The following is a 21021-nucleotide window of genomic DNA, read 5'->3' as shown; positions in this document are numbered from 1 at the left end:
CCCACGGTCGGTCGCCCTTCCGCAGTTGCGCTTCACTTCGCTCGCTGTGGTCAACTTGCCGCGCGACTTGCACCCGCAAGAGTGCGCCCATGCTGGGCGCACAAAAAATGCCGCCCGAGGGCGGCGCTGCGTTTTGCGTACGATGCGCGGGCGTTAGCGCGTCGTGGTGCTGTCGGTCGCGCCGCTCAGCAGCGAATGACGTCGCGCGTAGAAGAAGTAGATCGCGAGGCCGATCAGCAGCCACACGACGAAGGCGATCCACGTCGTGGACTGAAGGTTGACCATCAGGAACACGCACGCCAGCACGGCGAGCACCGGCACGCCGGGGCAACGGAACGCGCGCGGCAATTCCGGATGCGTGCGGCGCAGGATCAGCACGGGGATGGAGACCATCGAGAACGCCGCGAGCGTGCCGATGTTGATCAGCTCCGCGAGCACGTCGAGCGGCACCAACGCGCCGACCAGCCCGAAGAAGATGCCGACCAGCCAGGTCGTGAAGAACGGCGTCGCGTAGCGCGGATGCACGCTCGACAGACGCTTGGGCAGCAAGCCGTCGCGCGACATCGCGAAGATGATGCGCGTCTGGCCATAGAGCATCACGAGAATGCCGGTCAGCATGCCGAGCACCGCGCCCAGATCGATGAAACCCGCGACCCAGTTCTGCCCCGCGACCTTCAGCGCATACGAAACCGGATTCGGGATGCCCGCGAAGTTCTGCCACGGCACGATGCCCGTCACCACCGCCGACACCGCGACATACAGCACCGCGCACACCAGCAGCGAACCGATGATGCCCACCGGCAGATCGCGCTTCGGATTCTTCACTTCTTCCGCCGCCGCCGACACCGAATCGAAGCCGATAAACGCGAAGAACATCACCGCCGATGCGCCGAACACGCCGGACCAGCCCTTCGGCATGAACGGCTGCCAGTTGGCCGGCGTGACGTGGAACGCGCCCACCGCGATCACCAGCACGACCACGACGACCTTGATCCCGACCATGAAGTTGTTCACCCGCGTCGATTCCTTCACGCCGATCGACAGCAGCCAGGTGATCACCATCATCACGACGAAAACGGGCAGATTGAAATACGTCGCGTGCAGCGGATCCGCGCCGGGCGCGGCGGTGAGCGCGGTCGGCAGATGAATGCCGAAGCCCGCCAGCAGCGATTGCAGATAGCCCGACCAGCCGACCGAAATGGCCGATGTGGCGAGCCCGTATTCGAGCATCAGATCCCAGCCGATGATCCACGCGGCCAGTTCGCCGAGCGTCGCATACGAATACGTGTAGATGGAGCCAGCGACCGGCACGGCCGACGCGAATTTGGCGTAAGCGAGACCGGCCAGCCCGCACGCGATGGCCGCGACGATGAACGCCAGCGTCAGCGCCGGTCTGGCCTGCAGCGCGCCCTTGCCGGTGAGCACGAAGATACCCGTGCCGATGATTGCCCTGATGCCGAGGAAGGTGAGATCGAGCGCGCCCAGCGTCTTCTTGAGCGACGTGCCGTGGGCGCTGGCCAGCATGTGCTCGATATTTTTCTTACGGAACAACGACATTACGGTGAGTCTCCATACGGCGCGCGGTCGCGCCCAACTGCGGGAAAACCCGCTATTTTATCGGAGACTCCATGCTTGCCCAGAAACAGGGCAAGACGCACTAATGCAGTGAATTATTACAGTTCACGCCGTTTTTATCTTGTTCAGGATAAATTTTCGCGCGTTCGTCATCCGGCGATCGCCGGGTTCATATCGACGAGGCGATTGCTCATCACATAGAAGGTGAGCTCGGCATTGTTCGCAAGCTTCATCTTGTCGAGCAGCCGTGAACGATAAACAGATACCGTTTTCACGGAAAGCGACAATGCGCGCGCGATATCCGTCAATCGTTTCCCCGACGCGAGCATGCACAGCGTCTGGAATTCGCGATCGGACAGCGTTTCGTGCGGCATGCGCTCGGTGTCGAGCGACACGTAATTGGCGAGCGCCTCGGCCATTTCGGGGCTGACGTACTTGCGGCCGTCGGCGACTTGCCGGATCGCGCGGATCATCAGCGCCGGATCCGCCGTCTTCGACAGATAGCCCGCCGCGCCGGCCTTCAGCGCGCGCACCGCGTATAGATCCTCGCGATACATCGAAAACATCAGCACCGGCAGACGCGGCACGTCGCGCTTGAGGCGCTTGAGCACGTCGAGACCGTTGATGTCCGGCAGCGAAATATCGAGCAACGCGTCATCGAACGGGCGGCGCGACGCATGCGCGAGCACGTCGCGGCCGGTGTCGGCTTCGATCACCTCGGATGCCACGCCGAACTCGATCAACAATTTCGCGACGCCACGGCGCACGATGGCGTGATCGTCCGCGAGCAGGACCTTGAGCAGCATCGGCGACGTCAGCCGTTCACGGCGCGCAGACCGCGATGCGGCGTCGCGCTCCACGGCAGACGCGCGCGCACGCAGGTGCCGCCGCTTTTCGCCGATGCCACGCGCAGGCTGCCGCCGAGCGCTTCGCAGCGCGAGCGCATCCCCGACAGGCCGAAGCGTCCGGCCTTGCGCCGCGCGACCGGGCTGATGCCCACGCCATCGTCCTCGACGACGAGCGTCACGGCTTGCGCATCAAGCGCGATGCACACGCTGGCGTGCTCCGCGCGCGCGTGACGCGCGACATTGCCGAGCGCTTCCTGCATCACGCGAAACAACGCGATGGCGAGTTCGTGCGGCAGGCGATCGAGCGGCGCGTGGCGTTCGCCGCCCTGGCAGGAGAAGTCGATATGAATGGCCGTGCGCGCGCCGAAGCCGGCGATCCATTCAGCCAGCGCCGCCGCGATGCCTGCGCCGAAGGTCGGCTCGTGCAATCCTTCGACGATCCGATGACACGTATCCGCGACTTCGACGAGACACGCGCACGCCTGCTTGAGCGCGTCGGCGCAGGCGTCGGGCGTATCGGCGGGAAGCCAGTGTTCGGCGCGCGCGAGCGCGAGATTCGCGGCGGTGAGCGCCGCGCCGGTGTCGTCGTGGAAATCCTGCGCGAGCGAGCGGCGGGTGCGCTCTTCGGCGGCGGTGAGTTGGGCGGTGAGATCGCGGACGCGCGCGGCGAGTTGTTCGATGCGGCGATCGCCGGCGATTTTCGCGTCGATCAGCGCGGAAATTGGCGCATCGATGGGCGCATCGAGCGGCGCTGCGCCTTCCTCCGCCGACGACGACGCACCGCGCGCGGATGCGCGGTGAATCGAGTCCACATCGGGCGTGACCTTGGCCGACGGTTTCATTCACATTCCTCGCTTTTGAGCGCAACTGGAGTTACGTTCTCGGTGAGGGCACGAGCGGCGTAACTGAATTTACACTCTGTAACAATGGAGACGGATGAAGGGAACGCAAACGGTTCGTCTCAGCGTGAACGCATCATATCTCAAAAATATGATAAATCCATGTCGCATAAGGTTTATGGGCCTGAACTTCATGTTTTTTGCTAAGTTTGTTGCGCAAAATGTGTAAGAAGAAACCCTACACACGGCTTCGCCCGGCCGGAAAAATGTAACCGCGCGCAGGCGAAAAAAAACCGGAGCGCGATAGCTCCGGTTCTTTGTACTCGCCAAACGCGCCGGTCAGCCGACGAAGGCCTTCTCCACGACGTAATGGCCCGGATGATTGTTGCTGCCTTCGTCGAAGCCCATCGCGTCGAGCAGTTCGCGCGTGTCGCGCAGCATGTGCGGGCTGCCGCAGAGCATGATGCGGTCGTTTTCCTTCGAGAACGGCTCCAGCGACAGATCCGCGAACAGCTTCTTCGTTTCGATCAGATCGGTGATCCGGCCGCGATTGGCGAATTCCTCGCGCGTGACGGTCGGGTAGTACAGCAGCTTTTCCGACACGATCTCGCCGATATGCTCATGCGCCGGCAGATGCTCGGTGATGAAATCCTTGTACGCGAGTTCGTCGACGAAACGGCAGGTGTGCGTCAGCACGATCTTGTCGAAGCGGTCGTAGACTTCCGGATCCTTGATGATCGACATGAACGGCGCGAGGCCGGTGCCGGTCGACAGCAGCCACAGCGTCTTGCCGGGCAGCAGGTTGTCGGCGACGAGCGTGCCGGTCGGCTTCTTGCCGATCAACACGGGATCGCCCACTTTCAAGTGCTGGAGGCGCGAAGTCAGCGGGCCGTCCGGCACCTTGATGCTCAGAAATTCGAGATGCTCTTCGTAGTTCGCGCTCGCGAGGCTGTAGGCGCGCAGCAGCGGCTTGCCTTCGACTTCGAGGCCCACCATCGTGAACTGGCCGTTCTCGAAACGGAACGAGGCGTCGCGGGTGCAGGTGAAACTGAAAAGCGTGTCGGTCCAGTGATGGACGCTCAGAACGGTTTGAGAATTAAGGTTGCTCATGGCTTCTTGGACTATGCGAAAACTGACGCTAGCGACGGGATGAGCCGGAACGGGCGTCGAAAAAACGCAGCAGCGGTTACAGACGGTTGATCGGGCGAATGCCGCCACACCGTCTCGAAGCGCGCATGGCGCAGACCGGAAACCTCGGCGCAATCGGCTATTTTAACCGACAGGCGGCGACATCGACCGGTGACACGGGCGCGCACGCCTTCGGTGACGGCTGGCTGAAGGCGTCGCGGTCATCGACCGGATTCGCCTGCTGGCTGATCGCAAAACGCGCGGAAAGTCGAACTGCGGCGCGAACATCGGCGATTGCGGCCCGGCGGCCGACTATCCGCCGAGCCCGCATGATAGCAAGGGATACGCGAGTTATCCCAAAATACCCTTTCGACAACAGGCCGCAATCAGATGCGCTGATCCGTCGAGGGCTTTTCCCACAGGTTGATGCCGCCTTCCGTCGCGTACTGGTCGATTTCCGCGAGTTCTTCCTTGGAAAACTCCAGATTCTTCAACGCGGCGACATTCTCCGTGACCTGCTCCGGCCGGCTCGCGCCGATCAGCACCGACGTCACGCGCCCGCCGCGCAACGCCCACGCCAGCGCCATCTGCGCGAGACTCTGACCGCGCCGCTTGGCGAGATCGTCGAGTTTGCGGACATGCGCGAGGTTTTGCTCGCTCAGATGTTCCTTTTTGAGCGATGTGCCGCCCGGCTTGTTGATGCGCGCATCCTGCGGCACGCCGTTCAGATACTTGTTGGTCAGCAGGCCCTGCGCGAGCGGCGTAAACGCGATGCTGCCCGCGCCGACGTCATCGAGCGTATCGAGCAGATCTTCTTCGATCCACCGATTCAGCAGGTTATACGAAGGCTGGTGAATCAGCAGCGGCACCTTGTGCTCGGCGAGCAAAGCCGCCATTTCGCGCGTCTTCACCGCCGAATACGAGGAGATGCCGACATACAGCGCCTTGCCCGAATGCACGGCCGTGGCCAGCGCGCCGGCGGTTTCTTCCAGCGGCGTGTCCGCGTCGAAACGATGCGAATAGAAGATATCGACGTAATCGAGACCCATGCGCTTCAGGCTCTGGTCGAGACTCGCAAGCACGTACTTGCGCGATCCGCCGCCCTGACCGTACGGGCCGGGCCACATATCCCAGCCGGCTTTCGACGAAATCAGCAGTTCATCGCGATACGGCTTAAAATCGTCCTTGAAGAGACGGCCGAAGTTCGTTTCGGCGCTGCCGTACGGCGGGCCGTAGTTGTTGGCCAGATCGAAATGCGTGACGCCCAGATCGAAGGCGGCGCGCAAGATGTCGCGTTGCGTCGAGATCGGCGTGGTATCGCCGAAGTTGTGCCACAAACCCAGCGACACGGCGGGCAATTTGAGCCCGCTCTTGCCGCATGTGCGGTACTGCATGTCCGAATAGCGTTCGGAAGCTGCTTCGTATGCCATGACGGATGTCCTCTGCGAAAAGCGTTCTGGATGATCGTGAATGCATGCTGCTGCGCGGGCACGATGGCGAGTCGTCGCGAATCGCCTATGCTGGCCCAAGGCCGCCCATGGTAGAGCAAACCGCGTGCGTGTATGCCGTATGAACTGCGCATCCCGCTATTCGGGCCGCGCCTTTCAACGAGTTTAGGGAACGATCGCGCGCGCCGCCGGACCAACGCACTTCTCGCAACAAGGAGCATCACCGATGGACAGACTACGCCCCGCCTACGATTCCTTTTCCGCCATTGCCCTGACGTACGGCATCGATCTGCTGATCGCGATCGTGATTCTCGTGATCGGCTGGTGGATTTCGAATATCGTCGCCAATGCGCTGCGACGCACCCTCGCCCGCACCAATGTCGATGCGACGCTGACGCCCGTGCTCGCGAGCATCGCGCAATGGGCGATTCGCGTGATCGCGATCGTCGCCGCGCTCGGCAAACTCGGCATCGCGGCGGCGAGCATTCTCACCGTGCTGGGCGCGGCAGGCCTGGCCATCGGTCTCGCGCTGCAAGGCACGCTGCAGAATCGCTGCCGGCTTGATGCTGTTGCTGCTGCGGCCGTTCCGGGTCGGCGATTACATCGAAGGCACCGGCACGACGGCGGGCACGGTCAACGAAATCGGCCTGTTCACCACGCGGCTGACGAAGGCCGACGGCATTGTCATGTTCGTGCCGAACAGCCTGATCTGGTCGAACGCGGTCACCAACTACAGCGCCAACGATCGCCGGCGCGTCGTGATCAACTTTCAGGCGCAGCACGGCTTGCGCGTCGAACATGTGCTGGCCGAACTGCGCCGGATGATCGGCGAGGATGCGCGCATCGTGCAGGATTCGCCCGCGCCGTGGATCGCCGTGACCGATTACACCTATACCGGCATCAAGTTCAATGTCGGCGCGTGGACCAGCGCGAAGGATCATGCGAACGTGCAGGCCGATCTGCTTCGGAAGATTCAGCCATTGACGCGCGAAACGCCGCCACCGTCGGCCTGAACGGTTGGACGCGGCGGCGCGCCTCCGCTAACCTGACGCGCATTACAAAACGAGAGCTTCCTGATGACTCGAGCACTTTGCGCCGCCCTGCTGGTCGGCGGCGTCGTTCTGTTGTACTTTGGCGGTCAGTCGTTTCATTCGGTATCGAACGACGTATCGCGCTTCTTCACCGGCTCGCCCACGAACAAGACTATCTGGTTGATCGCGGGCGGCGTGATCGCGTCGCTGGCCGGTTTGATCGGCCTGTGCATTCCGTCGAAGCGCTGATCAGACCAGCGCCACTTCCGGCTTCGATGCCGATCGCGTGCCGGGCAGCGCCGCGTTGCTCGCGCCGAGATACGTATAAACGAGCGAGAACTTGACCTGATCGGTGAGGTTCTTGCCCGCCGAATGCAGCGTGTTGCAGTGGAAGAACACGACATCGCCCGGCGCGAGTTCGGGCGACACCGCCGTGCGGATCAGATCCGTGTTCTCGGGAATATCCGCGCGAAAAAACTTGTCCTGATCGAAGCGATCCGACGTGAACGCGAGCTTGTGCGATCCGGGCACCAGCCACAGCGCGCCGTTATCCACGGTTTCCTCGCCGAGCGCGAGCCAGACGGACACGAGATCGTCGCGCTCGAACGCCCAATAACGCACGTCGCGATGCCATCCCGTCAGACTGCCGTACGCCGGATGCTTGGTCATCACGCAGTTGTGATGCGCGCGCGACAGATACGGCGTCTCGCCGAAGTACAACTCCATCCAGCCGCGCACGTCGGGCGAGGTCGCCCATTCGGCGAAGTGCGGATCGCGCGCGTAAGCGTCCAGCAGACGACGCACCGTATGACCGCCGGGCGAGTCCTTCGAATCGGGCGCGCCGGGATAACGCAGATCGGCTTCGAACTCGAGCGGCGCGGCGGCTTCGGCGAGCTGACGTCGCGCGGTTTCGCGCATCGCGTTCAGACGCGCGTCCGGCACCAGCCCCTTGACGATGACGAACCCGTTTTCGCGCAGTTCGTGCACCTGCTCTTTTTTCGATTTAAGCGAAGTTTGTTCTGACATTTCCAATTGTTACCAAGACATCATCTGTCCCGCGCTATATGCAGAATCAGACCGGATCGACACATTGTAAATCTGCTTCCGCTCGAAGGCCGCGAAGGCCCATCGCACAAGGCGCTGCGCATTCCTGATCAAGCGTTCGCGCAAGCCGACGCTAGGGAAAACGCGGACTTAACGCAGTAATAATGGTTGGCTAGATTGGGCCATCGAATCAATGCAACTTCGCATGACGCGTCGAATCGAACCGGATCCGCCGATCGCAATTTCATCGCGGCACGCTTCGAGATCGCGCCACCGCAACCGACCTACGCTCATATGAACCACCGAATCGCCAAAGGCCTTTCCCGCGCCGCATCGCGCGCCGCGCGTCCCGCAAAACGCGGCGTGATCCGCGCGCTGCGTCATCACTCCGCCCGCACGCATGCGCTCGCGGAACAGATCAAGCATGTCGTCCATCCGGTCGATGGCATCCGTTCGTGGTTTCGCGGCTTCTTCTTCAATCTGAGCGTGCGCGCGGTGTCGCGAAAGGTATCGTTGCGGTCGCTGTTGCCGCGTGCGACCTTGCGCGCACCCACGATCAAGCTTCCGCGTCCGCAAGCCGCCGCGCTGACGAGCCGTCGTCCGCGCCGGGTGTCGACGAGCAGCGAAGGCTGGTACGCGTTCGCGGCGCGCTGATATCGCGCTTACACGTAGGGACGTAAAAAAACCGGCAAGCGCAACGCTTGCCGGTTTTGTTTTTGAAGCTCGCTTCGGGCGATTACGCGACCGTCGCGACAGGTTCCGTTCCTGCGTCTTCGGCGAGGGCGAGCGCCTTGTCGGTGGCTTCCCACGAGAATTCCGGCTCTTCGCGGCCGAAGTGACCATATGCCGCGGTCTTCTCGTAGATCGGGCGCAGCAGATCGAGCATCTGCACGATGCCCTTCGGACGCAGATCGAAATGCTCTTGCACGAGACGCGTGATTTCCGCATCCGACACGCGGCCCGTGCCGAACGTGTTGACCATGACGGAAGTCGGGCGCGCCACGCCGATGGCGTACGACACCTGAATCAGCGCGCGCGATGCCAGCCCTGCCGCGACGATATTCTTCGCGACATAACGGCCCGCATACGCGGCCGAACGGTCGACCTTCGACGGATCCTTGCCCGAGAACGCGCCGCCGCCGTGGGGCGCCGCGCCGCCGTACGTATCGACGATGATCTTGCGGCCGGTCAGACCGCAATCGCCTTGCGGGCCGCCGATGACGAAACGGCCGGTCGGGTTCACCAGGAACTTGATGTCGCCCTTGATGAGGTCCTTCGGCAGCGTCGGCTTGATGACTTCTTCGATCACGGCTTCGCGCAGTTGCGGCAGTTCGATGTCCGGCGCGTGTTGCGTCGAGAGCACCACGGTGTCAATCGAATGCGCCTTGCCATCGACGTAGCGCACGGTGACCTGCGACTTCGCATCCGGACGCAGCCAGGGCAGACGGCCGTCGCGGCGCAGATTCGCCTGACGCTCGACCAGCCGATGCGACAGGTAGATCGGCAGCGGCATGAGTTCGGGCGTTTCGTCGCACGCGTAACCGAACATCAGGCCCTGGTCGCCCGCGCCTTGATCGAGGTTGTCGTCGTGCGCCTTGTTCACGCCTTGCGCGATATCCGGCGATTGCTTGTCGTAAGCGACCAGCACCGCGCAGCCGCGATAGTCGATGCCGAAGTCGGTGTTGTCATAGCCGATGCGCTTGATGGTGTCGCGCGCGACCTGGATGTAATCGACATTGGCGGTGGTCGTGATTTCGCCCGCGAGGACGACGAGACCGGTATTGCAGAGCGTTTCCGCCGCGACGCGCGAGTATTTGTCCTGCGCCAGGATGGCGTCGAGGATGGCGTCGGAGATTTGATCGGCGACCTTGTCCGGGTGGCCTTCGGAAACGGATTCGGAAGTAAAGAGATAGTCGTTCGACACGCTTCAGACTCCAATAAAGTACGGTTGATATTCACGTAGCCGACTTCGTTTGGAGTCTGAAGCGGCGACGCTTTAGCGGATATGTTTTTCTTCCCGGCAGCCACTTTTCAGCGCCTGCCGGCTTCGCCCCGCAAGTTGTCCATTAACTCGGCGAAAGTCTTATTATAGCGACTTCCCTCTATTTCTACAGGTTCGAACGTTTGTTGTCATTCGTCCCGCATCAATCTTCTGTTTGTAGCGACCGCCGGTATGTACGCTGGAGCACTTCATCATGCTAGGGCGTATGGGCGTGGCGCTGGCCATCGCATTCCTTAAGTTTCTGGCCCTCATCCCTTACGGCATCACGGCGCGTTTCGGCGATGGCCTCGGCTGGCTGCTGTATCAGATTCCCAGCCGCCGAAAGCGCATCGTACATACGAACCTGAAACTATGCTTCCCCGAGTGGTCCGACGAGAAGCGCGAGGACATCGCGCAGAAGCACTTTCGCCACGCGATTCGCAGCTATGTCGAGCGCAGCGTGCAGTGGTTCGGCTCGGCGAAGAAGCTCGAAAAGCTGATTCAGCTCGATAGCGCCATCGACCTCACCGATCCCGACTTGCCGCCGACGCTGTTTCTCGGCTTTCACTTCGTCGGCATCGAGGCGGGCTCGATCTTTCTGAATTACTCGCTGCATCGGCAATGCGGGTCGCTGTATCAGCCGTTTTCGAATCCGCAGGTCGAAGAACTGGCGAAGGCGCAGCGCGCGCGTTTCGGCGCGGACATGGCGAGCCGCGCGGACAGCGCGCGCATCGTGCTGCGCTGGCTGCGCGATCGCAAGCCGGTGATGCTCGGCGCGGACATGGACTACGGCATGCGCAATTCGACCTTCGTGCCGTTCTTCGGCATTCCGACCTGCACGCTGACGGCCGTCGGTCGACTCGCGAAGACGGGCAAGGCGCAACTCGTGCCGTTCATCGGCGAGGTGCTGCCGAACTACAAGGGTTATCGCCTGAAGATTTTCAAGCCGTGGGAAAACTACCCGACCGGCGACGACGAAGCCGACGCGCGCCGCATGAACGCATTTCTCGAGGAGCACATTCCCGAGATGCCCGAGCAGTATTACTGGGTGCATAAGCGGTTCAAGACGCGGCCGCCGGGGGACGCGAGCTTCTATTAAGGGGCGTGTGCGCGGCGTGGCGAAAGCTTCGGCGGCGCGCTGGACGTTCCTGCCAGCTGATCCGAAACGAACCCGTTGGCGATAAGCGCGGCCAGCACGCCGCGTAGCAGATAGCTGTTCGCGAATCCCGCCGTGTAGGTGCGCCCGCCTTCGACAGTCGGCTGAAGCATCTTTCGCTCGACCAGCTTGCGAATCTGATAGGTCCGTTGCGATGACGAGAGATCGGGCATCGCTTCGGCCAGATCCGCCGACCTCACTTCTCCCATTCGCATCGTCTTCAGAAGGACGGCGTGCTCCAGCGGCGTCACCAGCCGCCGTTCGCGCGCGTGCGCCAGCGCGGGTTCGAGAATCGTCTGCCTGAGATACTCGAAGTCCGTCAAACGGTTGACCTTGTTGATCTCGTGCAAGATGCCGTTGAGCACGTACACGCACCATTCTTCGAGTCCCGCGTCCGTTCCCGGATCGGCGCGCGCGAGCATCGCGTAATAGCGCTCCCTGTCGTTGCAGAACACCGCCGTCGGATTAAGGATGCGATCGCCTCCGGACTGCACGCGAAAGCCGTATTTGATGAGCATCGCGTGCGTCAGCAATCGTACGACTCTGCCATTGCCATTCGAGAACGGATGAATCCAGCCGAACCGGTGATGCGCGAGCGCAACCTTCATCAGGTCGTATTTGGGCGGGTCGTCGCGATTGATGAACGCAACGAGTTCGTCGATGTACTCCGGCACCATCAAGTGCTCCGGCGGCAAGTGCTCGGACTTGCTGATCCGCACGGAGCCCGACCGGAACGATCCGGGCGTGCGATCGCCCTCCCGATCCAGATCCGACACCGCGATATGGTGAAGCTCGCGAATGAACGCCGCCGTGATGTGCGATTCGTGTTCGATGGCCTCTTCCGCGTAAGCCATCGCTTCTTCGATGTTCGCGATTTCGCGAAGCTGGTCGCTGGCCGTGGCGTTTCCTTCCATCCGGCTCTCGACGTAATCGGACAGCGTCGTATTGTTGCCTTCGATCCGCGCCGAACCGAGGCTCTCCATGATGTGGAAGATGCTCTTGAGTTAATAGAAGATCGCGGACGGCGTCGTGCCGGACATTTCCAGACGCCGAAGATGCTCGAGTTCGGTCAGGACATCGACCAGGGGCGAATCGAACGCCGGGTTCAGCAATCGCAGCGGATGATGTGAAAACGCAGACATGTCTTTTTTAGCTATAACTAAATTGCCACTTGGCAGCAAGTGCACTTTTTCTTCGTAATCTGTTGATTTAAAGGAATAAAAAATTTCTCCATCGAACAGATAACTTGATTCGAGTGTAACGCCAAGTTGAATCCCGGCGACAGTCGGCCAAACGGCCGACGCGCGTCGCATGCACGTCAGGCCCGGACGGCGGCGCGCCCGGCGCAGATGGGCCGCATGACCACCGTGTATGATTCGTTACCGACTCTGGCTTACTTTCCCTACGCCATTCGGACGGTTCGGAAGTCAGGCGAAGACACCATCCATGAAACTCAAATTCACGAAAATGCAGGGCGCGGGCAACGACTTCGTCGTGCTCGACGGCTACACGCAGGCGCTCGATCTGAGCGCCGCGCAGGTTCGCGCGCTCGCCGATCGTCATTTCGGCGTGGGCGCGGATCAGTTGCTGCTGGTCGAAAAGCCGACCGTCGCGGGCGTCGACTTCAAATACCGCATCTTCAATTGCGATGGCGGCGAAGTCGAACATTGCGGCAACGGCGCGCGCTGCTTCGTGAAGTTCGTGCGCGATCGCGGTCTGACGCAGGCGTCCACCGTGCGCGTGCAGGTGCAGGTGCAGGTGCAGAACGGCATCATCGCGCTGACCATGCAGGACGATGGCGAAGTCGTCGTCGATATGAGCACGCCAATCTTCGATCCGCATCACGTGCCGTTCGACGCGCAAGGTCTCGATGGCCGCGCGCAAGCCGCCGACACGCTGTATCCGCTCGATGTGCAAGGTCGGACGCGCTGGATTTCCGTCGTGTCGATAGGCAATCCGCACGCGGTACAAATCGTCGACGACGTCGAGGCGTATCCGGTGCTGACCGAAGGCCCGCTGATCGAAAGTCACGCGCGCTTTCCGAAGCGCGTGAACGCGGGTTTCATGCAGATCGTCGATCGTCATTCCGTGAAGCTGCGCGTCTACGAACGCGGCGCGGGCGAAACGCTCGCCTGCGGCACGGGCGCGTGCGCGGCGGTGGCCGCGGGCATCCGGCGCGGCGTGCTCGATTCGCCGGTGCGCGTCGACACGCACGGCGGCACGCTCACCATCCGCTGGGACGGCGCGCGCGATGCATCCGCCGCGCTTTTCATGGCGGGCCCCGCCGCCACGGTATTCGAAGGCGAGATCGAGCTCGACCGCATCGTCTAACGCAAACATATCGACCATGAACGCACGCGAAGTCGCCGACTATCTGCTCGACAACCCCGATTTCTTCGCCGAGCACGCTGAATTGCTCGGCACCATCCGGCTCTCGAATCCGCACGGCAAAGCCGCCGTGTCGCTGCAAGAGCGCCAGATGGAAATGCTGCGCGACAAGAACAAGCAGCTCGAACGGCGTCTCGCCGAACTGCTGCGCTACGGCCACGAAAACGACAGCATTTCCAGCAAGTTCAATCGCTGGACGGTGCGCGTCGCCGCTCAGCGCGACCCGTACACGCTGCCCGCGACCGTGAGCCGCGGCCTCTGCGAAGTCTTCGACGTGCCGCACGCCGCGCTGCGCGTCTGGGATATCGACGAAGCGTTCCGGCAGGCGGATTTCGCGAAGCAGGTCGGCGAGGAAGTGCGCCTGTTCGCGACCAGTCTCGATGCGCCCTATTGCGGCGCGAACAACGGTTTCGCCGCCGCGCAATGGCTCGAACAATCGAACTCCGCCTCCGCGACGACCACCGACGGCTCCGGCGACGAGCTTCGCAAGATCGAGTCCGTCGCGCTGATCGCGCTGCGCGATCCTCAAGCCGGTCCCGATGCACCGGTCTTCGGCCTGCTGGTGATGGGCTCGCCCGATCCGCGCCGCTTCCACGACGGCATGGCGACTGATTTCCTCACGCAGATCGGCGCGCTGGCCAGCGCCGCGCTGTCGCGTCTGCTGCCGCATTGAGACCATGAACGCCGCCGAAGCCATCTCGACCTATCTCGCGATGCTCGAGCATCAGCGGCATCTGTCGGAACACACGCTGCGCGGCTACACGCACGAACTCGCCGAACTGCGCGCGCTCGCCAAGGAACGTCCGCTGGAGACGCTGACCGCCACCGACATGCGCGGCGCGGTCGTGCAGGCGCACGCGGCGGGTTTGTCGTCGCGGTCCATCGCGCATCGGCTGTCGGCGTGGCGGGCGTTTTATCGCTGGCTCGCGAAGCGCGTCGAGATGCCGGCGAATCCGGTCGCGACGGTGCGCGCGCCGAAGCGCGAAAAGACGCTGCCGAAGGCGCTCTCCGTCGATGACGCGCAAACGCTCATGGACGCGCCGCTCGCCGGCACGCCCGAAGCGCTGCGCGATCACGCCATCCTCGAACTGTTCTACTCGTCGGGTTTGCGGCTGTCGGAACTGGTCGGACTCGACGTCTATTTCGTCGATACGCCCGATCATCGTTCGGATGGCTGGCTCGATCTCGTCCACGAAGAAGTCACCGTGCTCGGCAAGGGCGGACGACGCCGTTCCGTGCCCGTCGGCCGCAAGGCGATCGACGCGTTGCGCGCATGGATCGACGTGCGCGGCGACTTCGTCAAGCTCGATCCGTTTCCGCTGTTTCTGTCGACGCGCGGCAATCGCATGTCGCCGGGCGTGGTGCGTGATCGCGTGAAGCGCATGGCGCTCGCGGCGGGCATTCCGTCGAACGTGCATCCGCACGTGCTGCGTCATTCGTTCGCCACGCACGTGCTGCAATCGAGCGGCGATCTGCGCGCCGTGCAGGAACTGCTCGGCCACGCGAACATCACCGCGACGCAGATTTACACCTCGCTCGATTTTCAACATCTCGCCCGCGTCTACGACTCGGCGCATCCGCGCGCGAAGAAGCGCGATTAACCGCGTGCGCTTCTTCGGGAAGCGCCGCATCGATGACTCGCAATGAACACCATCACGCTCAAACCGGCGAAGGACAAGTCCTTGGTCTGCCGCCATCCGTGGATTTACGCGAACGCCATCGCCCGCATCGACGGTAATCCCGCGCCGGGCGCGACCGTTACCGTGCGCGCCGCCGATAGCCGCTTTCTCGCGCGGGCGTCGTACAGCCCGCAATCGCAGATTCGCGCGCGCGTCTGGACTTTCGACGAAAGCGAGCCGGTCGATCACGCGTTCTTCAAGCGCCGCGTGCAGCGCGCGGTCGAGCATCGCCGGACGATGGTCAAGGACACGGGCGCGACGTGTCTCATCTTCGGCGAAGCGGACGGCTTGCCGGGTTTGATCGTCGATTACTACGTCGCCGATGACGGCACGCACGCGCAGCTCGTCTGCCAGTTCATGGCGACGGGCGTGGAAGCGTGGAAGGACGCGATCGTGCAGGCGCTGACCGGCGCGACCGATTGCCCGAACGTCTACGAGCGCTCGGATGTGTCGATCCGCCAGAAGGAAGGGCTGGAGCAGATCACCGGCGTGCTCGCGGGCGACGCGCCGCGCGATACGCTCATCGCCAACGAATGCGGCGTGCGTTATCACGTCGATGTGCGCAACGGTCACAAGACCGGCTTCTACGTCGATCAGCGCAACAACCGCGTGCTCGTGCAGCAGAACGCGCAAGGCCGCGACGTGCTCAACTGCTTCTGCTATACGGGCGGTTTTTCGCTCGCCGCGTTGAAAGGCGGCGCGGCGCGCGTCGTCTCCGTCGACTCGTCCGGCGACGCCCTCGCGCTCGCCCGCGAGAACGTGAAGGCGAACGGCTTCGACGCGGAAAAAGCCGAATGGCTCGACGCCGACGCCTTCAAGACGCTGCGCCGTCTCCACGACGAAGGCCAGCGCTTCGACCTGATCGTGCTCGATCCGCCGAAGTTCGCGCCATCGAAGGAAAGCGTGGATCGCGCGGCGCGTGCGTATAAGGACATCAATCTGAGCGGCTTCAAGCTGCTGCGTCCGGGCGGCCTGCTGTTCACGTATTCGTGCTCCGGCGCGATCGATGCGGACCTGTTTCAGAAGATCATCGCGGGCGCGGCGGCGGACGCGCGCGTCGATGCGCGCATTCTCAAGCGGCTGGGAGCGAGCGTCGATCATCCGCTGCTGACGGCGTTCCCGGAGGGCGAGTACCTGAAAGGTTTGCTGTTGCAAATCGCCTGATCGCCCCAAAGTCGGGCTAAACGCGGTGCGCCAAGGCGATGCGGCACCCGCTCCGCAAATATGTTCCAATAAACGATTCCGTGCATTTCCCGAACACAGACAAGGACTTAGGCGACATGATCCCCGTAACCATCCTGACCGGCTTTCTGGGCAGCGGCAAAACCACGCTGCTCAAGCGCATTTTGGGCGAGCAGCACGGCATGAAGATCGCCGTCATCGAGAACGAGTTCGGCGAAGAGAACATCGACAACGATATCCTCGTGCAGGAAACCGCCGAGCAGATCATCCAGATGAGCAACGGCTGCATCTGCTGCACGATCCGCGGCGATCTGGCGCGCGCGCTCGAAGACCTCGCGAATCAGAAGAAGGCGGGCACGCTCGACTTCGACCGCGTGGTGATCGAAACGACCGGCCTCGCGAATCCCGGCCCGGTGGCGCAGACGTTCTTCATGGACAACACCGTCGCCGACGAATTCCTGCTCGACGCGATCATCACGCTGGTCGACGCCAAGCACGCCGGCGCGCAGCTCGATCAGCACGAAGTCGTGCAGCGGCAAGTGGGTTTCGCGGACCGCCTGTTCGTCACCAAGTCCGATCTCGTCGATGCCGCCACGCTCGACACGCTCAAGCACCGCCTGCTGCACATGAACCCGCGCGCGGCGATCAAGGTCGTGAATTTCGGCGATGCCGACATCAAGGAAATCTTCGATCTGCGCGGCTTCAACCTGAATTCGAAGCTCGAGATCGATCCGGATTTCCTCGCGGAAGACGAGCACGATCACGATCATGACCACGCGCATGACCACGATCACGATCATTCGACCTGCGGTCACGATCACAGCCACGACCACGAACACGGGCATCACCACCATCATCATCACGCGCATCACGACGACAAGATCAAGTCGTTCGTGTATCGCAGCGACAAGCCGTTCGATCCGAACCGCCTCGAGGACTTCCTCGGCGGCATCCTGCAGATCTACGGCGAGCGCCTGCTGCGCTACAAGGGCGTGCTCTATATGAAGGGCGTCGATCGCAAGGTCGTGTTCCAGGGCGTGCATCAGATGATGGGCAGCGACCTCGCCGGCAAATGGATGCCCGCCGAAAAGAAGAACAGCAAGATGGTGTTCATCGGCATCGAACTGCCGCAGGATCTGATCACCGACGGACTCGACGCCTGCCTGGTGAAGTAAGCGCCGCGTGCGCGCGCTCGGCACGCAAATCGCTTCGTTCGTCGGGCGAGTGCGGGCGGCGACATGCGGGTGCAAAGAAACGAATCGACAATACGCCGCCGCGAGGCCGAACCGGCCCCGTGTGCGGCGTTTTTCGCAGTTGACTTTCGTTGCAGATGTGTAGCCGTCACCACGAAGCGACATCGCTTTTTGCACGTTGAGGCGTTATATTTTTGAAATTCCGGCACGAATCGACAGGGTTTTCCTCGGTTGTCGTCGGAAATTGCGGTTCAGTTACAATACAGCCCCACTGGAGAAGGGCTGATCCGTCCACCGTGCGTCCTTGAGCGTGCCGCAGACGGATACAGGAGAAGGGATGTCCCGTCGGGACGATGTTTCGATTCACCGGGGGAAGGCGAATCGGCGCAAAGCACCGGGGCCGGATAACGAGCCAAGTCAGCGCTTCGACATCCGGAGCATCATCCAATATCGGTTTCCAGAGGAGTTCGGCCCCGCATCGTGACGCGTAGCTGTCAGCGTACCGAAGCGCTGCGTGCGGGTAACGCAGTTGCGGGCGTTGCGCAGACGACGCCTTACATTGAAGAAGCAAGCAGATGACAACGAAACTCTTGACCGAAGCCGAAATCCTGAAGATGAGCGAGAAGGATTACATGAACGATGAACAGCTCGCGTTCTTCAAAAATCGGCTCGAACAGTTGCAGGCGGACATTCTGAAGAATGCCGGCCAGACGACCGAAAACCTTCGCGAGACGGTGATCGTGCCGGACCCGGCGGATCGCGCGACCATCGAGGAAGAGCATGCACTGGAACTGCGCACGCGCGATCGCGAACGCAAGCTCCTGAAGAAGGTGCAACAATCCCTCGCGCGCATCGAATCCGGCGATTACGGCTGGTGCGAGGAAACCGGCGAGCCGATCGGCATTCCCCGGTTGATCGCGCGCCCGACCGCCACGCTTTCGCTCGAAGCGCAGGAACGCCGCGAACTGCGTCAGAAGCTCTTCGGCGACTGAAGCACGGGCGGCAGGCACTCGTCGCGGGTCTGCCCGCCACGGGAGAGTCGCCGCCGCAAAAAAGCCGCCGTCTCGGGTCGCATTCGAGTCACATCCGGGCCGCAGCGCCGCCGCTACGGCGCAGCGCACCAAAAAGGCATACGTTTCAGGCGTATGCCTTTTCGTTTTCTTGCGGCCGATCGGCCGGGACGCCTGACGTACGTCTTGATATCTCCCGCGCCGCCCTAAAATGCTTCTGGTGCGTCCGGCGAAAGCATGAACAGGAACCGGACGCGCGCGCGGCGCCGTCGGCACGCGGCCTCGGCTCCAGGCGGAGCATGCAGGCCCGGCGGAACCCCGCGCCGTGCACTCCATCGAATTCTCGACTGCGCGGCGGCAAGCGAATGACTTGAACCGCTGCGCGTCCTACTGGTTTTCTCAAGGAACGCACATGGAACAATTTCACGGCACGACCATCGTCTCCGTGCGACGCGAAGGTAAGGTTGCGCTCGGCGGCGATGGTCAGGTGACGCTCGGCAACATCGTCATGAAAGGGGGCGCGAAGAAAGTGCGCCGCATCTATGGCGGCAAGGTGCTGGTCGGCTTCGCCGGCGGCACCGCCGACGCGTTCTCGCTGCTCGATCGCTTCGAGGCGAAGCTGGAAAAGCATCAGGGCAATCTGACGCGCGCGGCCGTCGAACTGGCGAAGGACTGGCGCACCGACCGCATGCTGCGCCGTCTCGAAGCCATGCTGATCACCGCCGACAAGGACACGACGCTCGTCATCACCGGTAACGGCGACGTGCTCGATCCCGAACACGGCATCGCGGCGATCGGTTCGGGCGGCGCGTATGCGCAGGCCGCCGCGCAGGCGCTGGTGGAAAACACCGAGCTCGCGCCGCGCGATATCGTCGAAAAGGCGCTGACCATCGCGGGCGACATGTGCATCTACACCAACCATAACCGCGTCATCGAGACGATCGAATAAAGGACTATGACGATGACCACCATGACTCCCTCCGAGATCGTCTCCGAACTCGACAAGCACATCATCGGTCAGGGCCGCGCGAAGAAGGCGGTTGCCGTCGCGCTGCGCAATCGCTGGCGGCGTCAGCAAGTGGCCGAGCCGCTGCGCGGCGAAATCACGCCGAAGAACATCCTGATGATCGGACCCACCGGCGTCGGCAAGACCGAAATCGCGCGGCGTCTCGCCAAGCTCGCGGATGCGCCGTTCATCAAGATCGAAGCGACCAAGTTCACGGAAGTGGGCTACGTGGGCCGCGATGTCGATAGCATCGTGCGCGATCTGATCGAAATCTCGGTGAAGCAGACGCGCGAGACCGAAATGAAGAAGGTCCGCACCAAGGCCGAGGATCGCGCGGAAGATCGCATTCTGGATATTCTGCTGCCGACGGCGCGGCCGGTCGGTTTCAACTCGAACACGGTCGAGGCGAGCGGCGAAAGCGGCGACAACACCACGCGTCAGACTTTCCGCAAGCGCCTGCGCGAAGGCGCGCTGGACGACAAGGAAATCGAGCTCGATATCGAAGCGCCGCAAGTCGGCATGGACATCATGGGGCCGCCGGGCATGGAAGACATGACCGAGCAGATTCGCTCGATGTTCGCGAACATTGGCGGCGGCAAGAAGACGCATCGCAAGGTGAAGGTCAAGGAAGCGCTCAAGCTGCTAACCGACGAGGAAGCCGGCAAGCTGCTCAACGACGAAGAGGTCAAGAGCCGCGCCGTGCAGAACGTCGAGCAGAACGGCATTGTGTTTCTGGATGAAATCGACAAGATCGCGTCGCGCAGCGAAGTGGGCGGCGCGGAAGTATCGCGCGCGGGCGTGCAGCGCGATCTGCTGCCGCTGGTCGAAGGCACGACCATCAACACAAAATACGGGATGATCAAGACGGACCACATCCTGTTTATCGCGAGCGGCGCGTTTCATCTCGCCAAGCCGAGCGATCTGATTCCCGAACTGCAAGGCCGTTTCCCGATTCGCGTCGAACTGGATTCGCTGTCCGTGCAGGACTTCGAATCGATTCTCAACTCGACCGATGCCAGCCTCGTGAAGCAATACAAGGCCTTGCTCGCGACCGAAAGCGTCGAACTCGATTTCGCCGATGACGGTATTCGGCGTCTCGCGGAAATCGCCTATTCGGTGAACGAGAAGACCGAGAATATCGGCGCGCGGCGGTTGTACACGGTGATCGAGAAGTTGCTGGAGGAAGTGTCGTTCGCGGCGGGCAACCACGCGGGCACGCCGGTGAAGATCGATGCGGCGTATGTGGATCGCGCATTGGGCGATGTGGCGCAGGACGAGGATTTGTCGCGCTACGTGCTTTGATTTGTCGGAATGTCAGTCAGAGAAACCGGGCCGCGCGCCCGGTTTTTTTGCGTCGACGTACTGCGTCAGCACGCGAAACGTACGGACGATCGGCATAGGGGCGGCCAGCAAGCTGGCCGGTCCCCTGCCACACCACCCTGCCACACCACCCGGCGTGCGGGTCCGCACCGGGCGGTTCGGGAAGTTGAGGTTATGTGAGGCGAGGCATGCC

The 21021-nt window shown here is 62.4% G+C and carries 22 protein-coding genes and 1 pseudogene; 13 read left to right on the top strand and 10 right to left on the bottom strand.

Annotated features, from left to right (window positions below):
- Positions 1-153: 153 nt before the first annotated feature.
- From bcaP to mgrA, 5 genes are all read right to left on the bottom strand, one after another.
- A complete protein-coding gene (bcaP, locus tag BVER_RS16010; protein WP_050454163.1) occupies positions 154-1557 on the bottom strand; it encodes a branched-chain amino acid transporter BcaP in 1404 nt (467 codons plus the stop codon).
- A 167-nt stretch (positions 1558-1724) separates the two neighbouring features.
- Positions 1725-2381, bottom strand: a complete 657-nt coding sequence (locus tag BVER_RS16005; RefSeq protein WP_050454162.1) for a response regulator — start codon at positions 2379-2381, stop codon at positions 1725-1727.
- Positions 2382-2389: 8 nt separating this feature from the next.
- Positions 2390-3265, bottom strand: a complete 876-nt coding sequence (locus BVER_RS16000; RefSeq protein ID WP_050454161.1) for a sensor histidine kinase — start codon at positions 3263-3265, stop codon at positions 2390-2392.
- Between the two features lie 336 nt (positions 3266-3601).
- Positions 3602-4372, bottom strand: coding sequence for a ferredoxin--NADP reductase (locus BVER_RS15995; protein WP_050454160.1), 771 nt, complete (start codon positions 4370-4372; stop codon positions 3602-3604).
- 404 nt (positions 4373-4776) lie between these two features.
- On the bottom strand, positions 4777-5820 hold the full coding sequence (gene mgrA, locus BVER_RS15990) for an L-glyceraldehyde 3-phosphate reductase (protein ID WP_050454159.1): 1044 nt from the start codon (positions 5818-5820) through the stop codon (positions 4777-4779).
- A gap of 244 nt (positions 5821-6064) precedes the next feature.
- Here mgrA and BVER_RS35630 point away from each other — a divergent pair.
- From BVER_RS35630 to BVER_RS15980, 3 genes and pseudogenes are all read left to right on the top strand, one after another.
- A pseudogene (locus BVER_RS35630) lies at positions 6065-6172 on the top strand (mechanosensitive ion channel family protein); the annotation flags it as partial.
- Positions 6173-6401: 229 nt separating this feature from the next.
- The gene (locus BVER_RS35625; RefSeq protein ID WP_332309114.1) at positions 6402-6851 is read left to right on the top strand and encodes a mechanosensitive ion channel family protein; all 450 of its coding nucleotides are present in this window, start codon (positions 6402-6404) and stop codon (positions 6849-6851) included.
- Between the two features lie 63 nt (positions 6852-6914).
- Positions 6915-7118 (top strand): DUF3185 family protein, encoded by a 204-nt coding sequence (locus BVER_RS15980; RefSeq protein WP_050454158.1) that lies wholly within the window; start codon positions 6915-6917, stop codon positions 7116-7118.
- Here the strand turns inward: BVER_RS15980 and BVER_RS15975 are convergent, their stop codons facing one another.
- The gene (locus BVER_RS15975; protein WP_050454157.1) at positions 7119-7895 is read right to left on the bottom strand and encodes a phytanoyl-CoA dioxygenase family protein; all 777 of its coding nucleotides are present in this window, start codon (positions 7893-7895) and stop codon (positions 7119-7121) included.
- Between the two features lie 312 nt (positions 7896-8207).
- On the opposite strand from BVER_RS15975, the gene BVER_RS15970 reads away from it, so the two are divergent.
- Positions 8208-8567, top strand: coding sequence for a hypothetical protein (locus BVER_RS15970; RefSeq protein WP_232316572.1), 360 nt, complete (start codon positions 8208-8210; stop codon positions 8565-8567).
- Positions 8568-8649: 82 nt separating this feature from the next.
- On the opposite strand, the gene metK is transcribed toward BVER_RS15970, so the two are convergent.
- A complete protein-coding gene (gene metK, locus BVER_RS15965; RefSeq protein ID WP_050454156.1) occupies positions 8650-9837 on the bottom strand; it encodes a methionine adenosyltransferase in 1188 nt (395 codons plus the stop codon).
- Positions 9838-10108: 271 nt separating this feature from the next.
- On the opposite strand from metK, the gene BVER_RS15960 reads away from it, so the two are divergent.
- Positions 10109-10993, top strand: coding sequence for a lipid A biosynthesis lauroyl acyltransferase (locus tag BVER_RS15960; protein ID WP_050454155.1), 885 nt, complete (start codon positions 10109-10111; stop codon positions 10991-10993).
- On the opposite strand, the gene BVER_RS15955 is transcribed toward BVER_RS15960, so the two are convergent.
- A complete protein-coding gene (locus BVER_RS15955) occupies positions 10990-12033 on the bottom strand; it encodes a Fic family protein (RefSeq protein ID WP_232316571.1) in 1044 nt (347 codons plus the stop codon). The genes BVER_RS15960 and BVER_RS15955 overlap by 4 nt on opposite strands.
- A 21-nt stretch (positions 12034-12054) precedes the next feature.
- The gene (locus BVER_RS33895) at positions 12055-12363 is read right to left on the bottom strand and encodes a hypothetical protein (protein ID WP_232316570.1); all 309 of its coding nucleotides are present in this window, start codon (positions 12361-12363) and stop codon (positions 12055-12057) included.
- 133 nt (positions 12364-12496) lie between these two features.
- Here BVER_RS33895 and dapF point away from each other — a divergent pair, with 133 nt between their 5' ends.
- From dapF to hslU, 8 genes are all read left to right on the top strand, one after another.
- Positions 12497-13381, top strand: coding sequence for a diaminopimelate epimerase (gene dapF / locus BVER_RS15950; protein WP_050454154.1), 885 nt, complete (start codon positions 12497-12499; stop codon positions 13379-13381).
- 16 nt (positions 13382-13397) lie between these two features.
- Entirely contained in the window at positions 13398-14111 is a 714-nt protein-coding gene (locus tag BVER_RS15945) for a DUF484 family protein (RefSeq protein ID WP_050454153.1), read from the top strand.
- A gap of 4 nt (positions 14112-14115) precedes the next feature.
- Entirely contained in the window at positions 14116-15039 is a 924-nt protein-coding gene (xerC, locus tag BVER_RS15940) for a tyrosine recombinase XerC (protein WP_050454152.1), read from the top strand.
- Positions 15040-15081: 42 nt separating this feature from the next.
- On the top strand, positions 15082-16281 hold the full coding sequence (locus tag BVER_RS15935; RefSeq protein ID WP_050454151.1) for a class I SAM-dependent rRNA methyltransferase: 1200 nt from the start codon (positions 15082-15084) through the stop codon (positions 16279-16281).
- A gap of 116 nt (positions 16282-16397) precedes the next feature.
- The gene (locus BVER_RS15930; RefSeq protein WP_050454150.1) at positions 16398-17474 is read left to right on the top strand and encodes a CobW family GTP-binding protein; all 1077 of its coding nucleotides are present in this window, start codon (positions 16398-16400) and stop codon (positions 17472-17474) included.
- A 593-nt stretch (positions 17475-18067) separates the two neighbouring features.
- The gene (gene dksA, locus BVER_RS15925) at positions 18068-18484 is read left to right on the top strand and encodes an RNA polymerase-binding protein DksA (RefSeq protein ID WP_050454149.1); all 417 of its coding nucleotides are present in this window, start codon (positions 18068-18070) and stop codon (positions 18482-18484) included.
- A gap of 430 nt (positions 18485-18914) precedes the next feature.
- Complete coding sequence (hslV, locus tag BVER_RS15920; RefSeq protein ID WP_050454148.1) at positions 18915-19451, top strand: ATP-dependent protease subunit HslV; 537 nt, start codon at positions 18915-18917, stop codon at positions 19449-19451.
- A gap of 12 nt (positions 19452-19463) precedes the next feature.
- Positions 19464-20810 (top strand): ATP-dependent protease ATPase subunit HslU, encoded by a 1347-nt coding sequence (hslU, locus tag BVER_RS15915; protein WP_050454164.1) that lies wholly within the window; start codon positions 19464-19466, stop codon positions 20808-20810.
- Positions 20811-20822: 12 nt separating this feature from the next.
- Here the strand turns inward: hslU and BVER_RS33890 are convergent.
- A partial coding sequence (locus BVER_RS33890; RefSeq protein ID WP_232316569.1) for a hypothetical protein occupies positions 20823-21021 on the bottom strand: 199 nt, incomplete at its 5' end.

Origin of the sequence: Candidatus Burkholderia verschuerenii (assembly GCF_001189365.1) — a bacterium.
GTDB lineage: Bacteria > Pseudomonadota > Gammaproteobacteria > Burkholderiales > Burkholderiaceae > Caballeronia > Caballeronia verschuerenii.
The sequence above is the reverse complement of the archived record's forward strand: the minus strand, read 5'-3'. Positions and strand labels throughout refer to the sequence as shown.